Below are 306 nucleotides of genomic sequence, written 5' to 3'. Positions count from 1 at the left end.
AAAGCGTCAATTACCTACAAATACTAGACTAGAGCTAATCAAAAATGGTGAAGAAGATACGGATTTAATGAGTACATACTTTCATTTTGGAAGATATTTACTTATATCATGTAGTCGACCGAAATCATTGCCAGCAACTTTACAAGGGATATGGAACGATAATATGCTTCCGCCTTGGGATAGTAAATATACGATTAATATAAATATGGAGATGAATTATTGGCCAGCGGAAGTTTGTAACCTTTCAGAATGTCATGAGCCATTATTTGATCATATTCAAACAATGAGAAAGCCGGGTAGGAAAAC

At 34.6% G+C, this 306-nt stretch carries 1 protein-coding gene; it reads left to right on the top strand.

What is annotated here, in order from left to right; genetic code table 11:
* Positions 1-306: hypothetical protein (locus tag AOA60_RS33505; protein WP_218240845.1), on the top strand; the 306-nt coding region annotated here is incomplete at both ends.

Origin of the sequence: Pseudomonas sp. 2822-17 (assembly GCF_002742485.1) — a bacterium.
Taxonomy (GTDB): domain Bacteria; phylum Pseudomonadota; class Gammaproteobacteria; order Pseudomonadales; family Pseudomonadaceae; genus Aquipseudomonas; species Aquipseudomonas cyclaminis.
The sequence above is the reverse complement of the archived record's forward strand: the minus strand, read 5'-3'. Positions and strand labels throughout refer to the sequence as shown.